The following is a 7,961-nucleotide window of genomic DNA, read 5'->3' as shown; positions in this document are numbered from 1 at the left end:
CCCCGAAGGAAGCCGGGCCTCCTTCGGGGCGGGGGCGACATGCGTCGGTCGTGGCGTTCCGCGCGTCCGGGACGGCACAATTCCGAGCACCCACCGGTGATCGGAGCGAGCCCATGGCCATGCCCGTGCCCGTCCTGTTGCGTGAGGCATGGTCCACTGTCGTACCCGACATGAACGACCGGCACGGACCGTTGCCTCCCCTGATGCTCGCCCTGACCGTCGTGACGGGGCTGGTCGACGCGGTCAGCTACCTGGAACTCGGCCGGGTCTTCGTCGCGAACATGACCGGCAATGTGGTCTTCTCCGGCTTCGCGATCGCCGGAGCCCCCGGCTTCTCATTCGCCGCCTCGCTCGTCGCACTCGCCGCGTTCGCGGCGGGGGCGCTGCTCGGCGGCCTGATCGTGCACCACGCCCCGACGCATCGCGGGCGGATGCTGATGTACGCACTCCTCGTCGAGACCACCTGTGTCCTGGCCGCACTGATCGTCACTCTGGCGTCCGGGCATCCGTACGTCGGCGGGGCCCGATTCGCGCTCATCACACTGCTCGGACTCGGCCTCGGGGTGCAGAACGCCGTGTCCCGGGCACTGGCGGTCCCCGACCTCACCACCACCGTGCTGACGCTGACCATCACCGGCATCCTCTCCGACAGCCGGTTCGCGGGCGGAGCCGGCAGCAAGGCCGGACGACGGGTGCTCTCGGCCGCCGCCATGATGGCCGGCGCGCTCGTCGGAGCCGTGGCCGTCCTGCACGGACACCCGAGCCTTCCCCTGCTGCTCGCCCTGGCGCTCCTGGCGACCGTCACCACGGCCGCGATCGTCCTGGCGCGTGCCGACGCCCCCTGGGTCCGCCCGATCGTCAGGAAGTGAGGGAGCGCAGATGGTCGGCGGTGGCCCGGTCGGCAGGCAGGAACGTCTCGATGGCCAGCTCGGACACCGTCACGTCCATCGGCGTATTGAACGTCGCGATGGAGGAGACGAACGAGAGCACCTGCCCGCCGTGCTCGATGTGCAACGGCAACGCGAAAGGCAGCGACGCCGGGCCGGACCTTTCGATCGCCCCGTCGCCGCCCGCGGCCGGCCCGGCTCCGTCGGCCCGGTCCGTACCTCCGGGCGCGGGATAGCCGGCGACCTCCTCGTACAGCTCACGCAGTTCCGCCGACCGGGCCAGGGCGATCTGGCGCTCCATCTGGGCCAGCAGATCGGCCCGCCACTCCCGGAGATTACGGATGCGCGGAGCCAGGCCCTCCGGGTGAAGGGTGAGCCGCATGGCGTTCAGCGGCGGCGCCAGCAGATGCCCTGCCACGCCCTCCAGCAGCATCGTGATACCCCGATTGGCCGCCACTACGTTGTACATGCCGTCGACGACGAGCGCCGGGTACGGGTCGTACCCGTGGAGCAGCCGCTCCATCCCCTCGCGCAGCGCGCCGAACGCCGGGTCGTCGAGCGCGGTCTGTGCGTAGCGGGGCGCGTAACCGGCCACCACCAGCAGAGCGTTGCGTTCCCTGACCGGGATGTCGAGGTGCTCGGCCAGTCGCAGGATCATGTCCTCGCTGGGCCGGGAGCGGCCGGTCTCGACGAAGGAAATGTGCCGGGCCGAGGAATCGGCCCGCAGCGCCAGCTCCAGCTGGCTGATCCGACGCTGTTCCCGCCAGCTGCGCAGCAGCGGCCCTACCCCCGTGTCAAGCGCGACAGTTGTCATACCCAGACCGTAACGTCACCGGCACCGTCGACCGGAACCGTCGCTCGTGAGGGAGTCTCAGCATGCCCGCCGCACCATTGTCGCAGAAGGAGATCGAGGACCGTCTGGGTGATCTGCCCGGCTGGTCGCTGGAGGGGGACCGGATCACCTGCACCTACCGGCTCCACACGCATTTCGCCGCTCTGGGGCTGACCGTGCACATCGCCCAGATCCAGGACGAGCTGAACCACCACTCCGACATGACCCTCGGATACAACACCGTCATCCTGTCCGTGAACACCCATGACGCGGGCGGCGTGGTCACCGAGAACGACCTGAACCTGGCCGCGCGAGTGGTGGCGATCGCCCCAGGGCACGGCGTCAGATAGCCGGACGAACGGGCACGCGGCCGCCGTGCGGTGGCATGTCACCTTCCGGATCAGGGCCCGTCGGTGCACGATGACAGGTCGCATCCTCATCCCGAGCCGAGTCCGCCGACCCACCGCCGTGCGCCGACATGTCACATCGCCGGGCCGAAGCGTGGATGCGCAGCGAGCCACCCCGTATGGCTTTCGCTGCGCTCCACCGCCTTCGCGTAGGCCGCCCGCGTGTGCCCGCCCACCGCTCCTGCCGGGCGAGCCCGAGAGCCGCGGCAGCCTTTGCCGGGCCCCCGGTGCCGGCAATGGCTCGTACGGTTCACAGATGGCGCAACTCCAGCTCCGTAAACGCAAGTTATGGGCCCGACGGCGTACCGGCAATAGGTGGGTGTCCAATCGGCGGAGGTCTGGCCTAGAGTCGGTCAGATGCTGGACTACGACACCGAAGCAGCCAACTACGACGCCACGCGCGGTGGTGCGCCCAGGGCGGAGGCCGCGGCCGCCGCAGTACTGGAGTTGGTCCCGTCGTCCGCCCGCACCCTGCTGGACATCGGCTGCGGGACGGGACTGGTCACCGAGCGCATGGCCCCTGCCCGTCCCGGACTTCGCGTGTTCGGTACGGACGCCTCGTACGGCATGGCGCGGGTCGCCCGGCGGCGGATCGGCGCGGTGGCGCTGGCCGACGCACGCCGGCTGCCGCTGCCCGACGCCACGGTGGACGCGGTCGCCGCGATCTGGCTGCTGCATCTGCTGCGCGGGGAGGAGGATGTGCGGGCTGTGGTGTCCGAGGCGGCGCGGGTGCTGCGGCCCGGTGGTGTGTTCGTCACCACCGTCGACAAGGACGCGGCCCATGACGTCGGCAGCGATATAGACGTGGCGTTCGCCCCCTACCTGAACGCCGATCCGTCCGACGCCGCGGACCTGATCGTCAGGTACGGCTCGGACGCGGGCCTCGACTTGGTGGGGGAGGCCCACTTCCTGGGGCACGGCCAGGGCAGGAGCCCGTCGAACGCGGCGCACACGGTGCGTGCGGGCTATTACGCCTCACGGCTGCACCTGCCGGGGACGGCGGCCGAACGGCTCGCCGCAGTCCTGACAGCGCTGCCCGAGCCCGACAGGCCGCGCGCCGACCCGCGCTACCGGCTGCTGGCACTGCGGCGGAGCGACTGACCCGGGACCACCCCTCCAACGCCCCCGCTCCGCCCGTACCGACATAGCCGCTTGCCGAATCGGCAACAAATCTGGCCAGAACGCCGATGGGTGGTGAGGCTGTCCCCATGAGCCAGCACACCGACCATGGTCATCAGCACACCGCCACTCACGGCCACCGGCACAACGACCCCACCCACGTGCATCACCACGGCACCACCGAATTCGACTGGGACGTCATGGGCCCGCTGCTGGAGCAGAACGCCGAGCTCAGCCGCCCGCAGTACGAGGAGGCGGCCCGCTGGATCGCCGGCCTGCCCACGGCCCCGAACGTGCGCAGGGTGCTCGACATCGGCAGCGGCCCCGGCGTGATCTCCTGTCTGCTCGCCGAGGTGTTCCCGGAGGCCGAAGTCGTCGCCGTGGACGGCACCCCGGCCCTTCTGGAACGCACCCGGGCCCGTGCCCAGCGGCTCGGTCTCGGCGACCGCGTACGGACCCAGCAGGCCGAGATCCCCGAGAGCCTCGACGCGTTGGGGGAGGCGGATCTGATCTGGGTGGGCAACGCTCTGCATCACATGGGTGACCAGCGCGCCGTCCTCGCCGGGTTCGCCGCCCTGCTGCGCCCCGGCGGGACCATCGCCCTGGTCGAGGGCGGTCTGCCGCCCCGCCAGCTCCCGCGCGACATCGGCATCGGGCGGCCCGGTCTGGAGGCCAGGCTCGACGCGATCACCGCGGACTGGTTCGAGGACATGCGGGCGTCGCTGCCCGGCACCAAGCGGGAGACCGAGGACTGGAGCGCCCTGTTCACCGCGGTGGGGCTGGACCCGCAGGGCACCCGCAGCTTCCTGCTCGACCTTCCGGCACCGCTCTCGGAGCCCGCGCGCGACCATGTCATCGCCGAGTTCACCCGTCGGCGCGAGATGTTCGAAGAGGTGCTCCCGGCCGAGGACGTCGCCGTACTGGACCGGCTCCTCGACCCCGAGGACCCGGCCGGACTGCGTCAGCGCCCCGATGTCTTCCTGCTCATGGCACGCACGTTGCACCTGGGCCGGCGGGGCTGACCTGTAAGGGCTGACCTGTGCCGACCCGCCGGGTTCCGGGGACACCGCGGGGCCGGGCCGGCCGGTGCGTCCCCTCGCACCGCCCATGGACGGATTGGAGTGCTCACCGGCAGCCGAGTGGGACATCTCGTCCACTGCGGTCACCTGTGCTGTGGGCCCAGGATGTGGCTTCGCGAGCCCGGTCGTCACCGGCCCGGCTCGCGACGCGTCGCCTCGCGCGAGGACACGTATCGAGAGGAAGCCCATGCAGCACACTTCGGCCGTCCTGCCGCGCGCCGAGGGCGCCCATGTACGTCGAGCCGCTGTCGAACTGCCCTGCCGTGAAGACCCGTTGTGGTGCGAGGAACAGTTCGAGCCGACCGGGGCCGGCCCGCACGTCCTCTTCGCCGGGTCGCGGCACAGCGGCTTCGGCCCACGTGAACGGGTCCGCACCGCACGGGACTTCCGTACCGGCACGGCCACGGTGTACGCACACGGCTCCCGGACGGTGATCCGATGACCGCCGCAGTTCCCGGCCCCCTGTCGGGTGTCGTGGTCGCCGACTTCGGGCGGGTGCTGGCCGCCCCGTACGCCACGATGCTCCTCGCGGACCTGGGCGCCGACGTCATCAAGGTGGAACGTCCGGGCTCCGGCGACGACACCCGGGCCTGGGGCCCGCCGCGCGCCCATGACGAATCCACCTATTTCCTGTCCGTGAACCGCAACAAACGGTCCTTCACTCTCGATCTCGGCACGGCGGAAGGACGCCGGCACGCCCACGAACTGGTGCGTCGCGCCGATGTGCTCTTCGAGAACTTCCGCCCCGGCACGATGGGCAAGTACGGGCTCTCCTACGAGGAGGCCCACGCACTCAACCCCGGCATCGTCTACTGCTCGGTCACCGGATTCGGAGCCGGCGAAGGAGCCGCGCTGCCCGGCTACGACCTGCTGCTGCAGGCGGTCGGCGGGCTGATGAGCGTCACCGGGCCCGCACCGGGACAGCCCGTCAAGACGGGTGTGGCGCTCGTCGACGTGCTCACCGGACTGCACGCCGCCGTGGGCGTCATGGCGGCGCTGCGCCACCGCGACGCGACCGGTGACGGCCAGCACGTCGAGGTCAATCTGCTGTCCTCATTGCTGTCGAGCATGGTGAACCAGGCGGGCGGCTACACCCTGGCCGGTCAGGTGCCGGGCATCCTCGGCAACCGTCACCCGTCCATCGCCCCGTACGAGATCTACCGGGCGGAGGACCGGCCGCTGGTCGTCGCCGTCGGCAACGACCGGCAGTTCCACGCCCTGTGCCGGGGCCTGGGTGCCGAGGAGTTGGCCACCGACCCCAGGTTCGCGTCGAACGCGGACCGGGTCGCGCACGTCGACGCTCTGGCCGAGGAGATCTCCGCGCTGCTCGCGCCGCGCACCGCAGCCGAGTGGTTCGCCCTGCTCACCCCGCTCGGGGTGCCCTGCGGTCCGGTCAACGACCTTGCGGGCGCCTTCGGTCTCGCCGAACGTCTGGGCCTGTCCCCGCAGGTCACACCCGCCGACGCGGGCCCCGACGACCCCATGCGCCTGGTGGCCAACCCCATCGGGCTGTCCCGTACGCCGCCGCGGTACGAACGGCGGCCGCCGCGCCTCGGCGAACACACCGAGGACCTCAGGCGCTGGCTGGACGGCTGACCGCCCGCCGACCCGTTGACGGGGCCGTGGATGACCGGCACCCACGGCCCCCGACCGATGCCCGGACCGTGTCAAGAGAAGACACGCTGCCGCCAGGGTGAGCGGGCATCAGAAAGTCCCCTGGACAGGCTAATAGCGGATCAATTTGCCTAGAAATAAAGGCAATTGGCATCTAGTCCAATTATATGGAAATAGCATATGGCGTACTTTATGTACCTCGATCGGCGTGCAGGCGTCGACCTTCAACGTGTCCGATATGACAGGTATGAGGGTCGTCAGTACGTTCATTCACGGGTCGACTGCTCAGCCGACCTCTCTGAGACAGGAGAAGCGACATGGTTACCCGTTCCACTATCGTTACAGCCGCCGTCGCGGCCGCCGCGGCCCTGGCCGCCACCGGCATCACCTACGCCTCGGCCGCCCCCACCGAGCCGGTCCAGGCTGCCCCGGCCGTCCAGCAGGCCGCTCCTCTTTCAGCTCTCGACGGCGGCGACGCCGGCAAGGGTAACGAGGGCAAGGGCAACGAGGGCAAGGGCAACGAGGGGAGGGGCAACGAGGGCAGGGGCTACGAGCGCCGTGGTTTCGAGGAGGGCCGTGAGCACTTCGAGGGCCGCATCCAGATCAACGAGCGGACGTACTCTGCCGAGCCGGGCGGCTGCATGGTCGTGGTCAGCGGCCTCGGCGCCAAGAGCCTCAACATTCGCAACGACAGCCGCCGGACCGTCGAGGTCTTCCGCGGGGCCACCTGCGACAACGGCGCCCCCATCGCCACCGTCGGACCGTGGAGCTCCAGCGACGGGGTTCACCCCGGACGCGTCAAGGGCGGCGTGAAGGTCAAGAATGGAGTGGTGGGCAGCTTCCGTGTGATCCACCGCTTCGACGAGGACCGCGACCGCGGTGACCGCGGTGACGACCGCGGTGACGGTGACTGGTGACCGAGTCCCTCGGTTGACGTAGAACCCCGGCCCGCCGGAATCGGGCCGGGGCTCCAGTCAGGGCATCCGATCGGAGCGACCCGGTCGGATGCCCACACCTGAACGACGACTGACAAACCCAAACATCTGCCGAACCATACTAAAGCCGGACGGCGAGGCACTGCCATCCGACCGTAACAGCCGCGCCGCACGCGGCTACCGCGCTCCGGTGCCGGTTCCGGTTCCAATTCCGGCTCCGGGCTCCGGGCTCCGGGCTCCGGTTTCCGGGATTCGGCTTCCGGGCTCCGGTTCCGGGAATCGGCTTCCGGATTCGTTCTCGGCCTGCGGCCCTCGGCGGGGCCCGGCGACCGGGCGGCAGAACGTGGAGCCGGCGCGGCAGACGTCGCCCACGTCCCGGCCGTCAGGGAGTCGGTCGGCCGTACGGCCGGGATACCGGCGATCGAGGAACCCCGCAGTGCTCAGAGGCACCTGGCGACGGGCCTTGACCCAGGTGGGTGACGGCCCGGGCGGCACGGCCCCGAAGGGCCACCCGCGTTCCGGTCCGCGTTCTGGCACGTATCCGCACTTCCGCACGCATCCGCGCGCAGGCCTGTACCCGGCCTATGCCCCGGGGGTGTCCCGCACCGGCTCCAGCTGCCACCACTGGCCGGGGGAGTCGGTGTCCTCCCACTGCTGGACACGGGCACCGTCCGCCGTGCTGCCGTCGGCGACCTCCAGGACGAGCCCGCTGATGAAGCTGACCAGCGTCACCACCCCCGGTGCCTCCAGGTGCCGCTCGATCAGCCATTCCTGAGCGCCGTAGTTGTTGGCCCGCCACTGCTGGACCGTGGCGCCGTTCTCGGTGGAGGCGTTGGCGACGTCCAGCCGCTTGCCGCTGTGGACGTTGACCAGGTGGTACAGCGCCGCGCCCTCGTGCACGGGGGAGAGCTGCCAGTGCTGGGCCGTCGAACCGCTCTCCGCGCCCTGCTGCACCGGGGCGCCACCGCCCTTGGCGGAGCCGTACACCTCCAGCAGCAGACCGCTGCCCACATTGCGCAGCTGGTAACGGCCGGCCGCGACGACGGGCGCGGTGTCCCCGCTCATGTTCCGGTTCCGTCCTGCGGCAC

Annotated in this window: 9 protein-coding genes; 7 read left to right on the top strand and 2 right to left on the bottom strand. The window is 70.6% G+C overall.

Features of this window, described 5'->3' with window-relative positions:
* Window positions 1-125: 125 nt before the first annotated feature.
* Entirely contained in the window at window positions 126-869 is a 744-nt protein-coding gene (locus ACFU8Q_RS36415) for a YoaK family protein (RefSeq protein ID WP_384462900.1), read from the top strand.
* On the opposite strand, the gene ACFU8Q_RS36410 is transcribed toward ACFU8Q_RS36415, so the two are convergent.
* Complete coding sequence (locus ACFU8Q_RS36410) at window positions 859-1,701, bottom strand: helix-turn-helix domain-containing protein (protein ID WP_384462894.1); 843 nt, start codon at window positions 1,699-1,701, stop codon at window positions 859-861. The genes ACFU8Q_RS36415 and ACFU8Q_RS36410 overlap by 11 nt on opposite strands.
* 62 nt (window positions 1,702-1,763) lie before the next feature.
* Between ACFU8Q_RS36410 and ACFU8Q_RS36405 the strand changes: the two genes are divergently transcribed.
* From ACFU8Q_RS36405 to ACFU8Q_RS36380, 6 genes are all read left to right on the top strand, one after another.
* Window positions 1,764-2,069, top strand: a complete 306-nt coding sequence (locus ACFU8Q_RS36405) for a 4a-hydroxytetrahydrobiopterin dehydratase (protein WP_384462891.1) — start codon at window positions 1,764-1,766, stop codon at window positions 2,067-2,069.
* 414 nt (window positions 2,070-2,483) lie between these two features.
* A complete protein-coding gene (locus tag ACFU8Q_RS36400) occupies window positions 2,484-3,227 on the top strand; it encodes a class I SAM-dependent methyltransferase (RefSeq protein ID WP_384462889.1) in 744 nt (247 codons plus the stop codon).
* 107 nt (window positions 3,228-3,334) lie between these two features.
* A complete protein-coding gene (locus tag ACFU8Q_RS36395; RefSeq protein ID WP_384462886.1) occupies window positions 3,335-4,267 on the top strand; it encodes a class I SAM-dependent methyltransferase in 933 nt (310 codons plus the stop codon).
* A 244-nt stretch (window positions 4,268-4,511) separates the two neighbouring features.
* Entirely contained in the window at window positions 4,512-4,766 is a 255-nt protein-coding gene (locus ACFU8Q_RS36390; RefSeq protein WP_384462883.1) for a hypothetical protein, read from the top strand.
* Window positions 4,763-5,920 carry a CaiB/BaiF CoA transferase family protein gene (locus ACFU8Q_RS36385; protein ID WP_384462880.1) on the top strand — a complete coding sequence of 386 codons (1,158 nt, stop codon included), beginning with the start codon at window positions 4,763-4,765 and terminating at the stop codon, window positions 5,918-5,920. Before ACFU8Q_RS36390 ends, ACFU8Q_RS36385 begins: the two co-directional genes overlap by 4 nt.
* Before the next feature lie 335 nt (window positions 5,921-6,255).
* Window positions 6,256-6,855, top strand: coding sequence for a hypothetical protein (locus tag ACFU8Q_RS36380; RefSeq protein WP_384462877.1), 600 nt, complete (start codon window positions 6,256-6,258; stop codon window positions 6,853-6,855).
* Between the two features lie 600 nt (window positions 6,856-7,455).
* On the opposite strand, the gene ACFU8Q_RS36375 is transcribed toward ACFU8Q_RS36380, so the two are convergent.
* Window positions 7,456-7,938, bottom strand: a complete 483-nt coding sequence (locus ACFU8Q_RS36375) for an RICIN domain-containing protein (RefSeq protein WP_384462897.1) — start codon at window positions 7,936-7,938, stop codon at window positions 7,456-7,458.
* Window positions 7,939-7,961 lie beyond the last annotated feature (23 nt).

Source organism: Streptomyces sp. NPDC057543 (assembly GCF_042801895.1).
Taxonomy (GTDB): Bacteria; Actinomycetota; Actinomycetes; order Streptomycetales; family Streptomycetaceae; genus Streptomyces.
The sequence above is the reverse complement of the archived record's forward strand: the minus strand, read 5'-3'. Positions and strand labels throughout refer to the sequence as shown.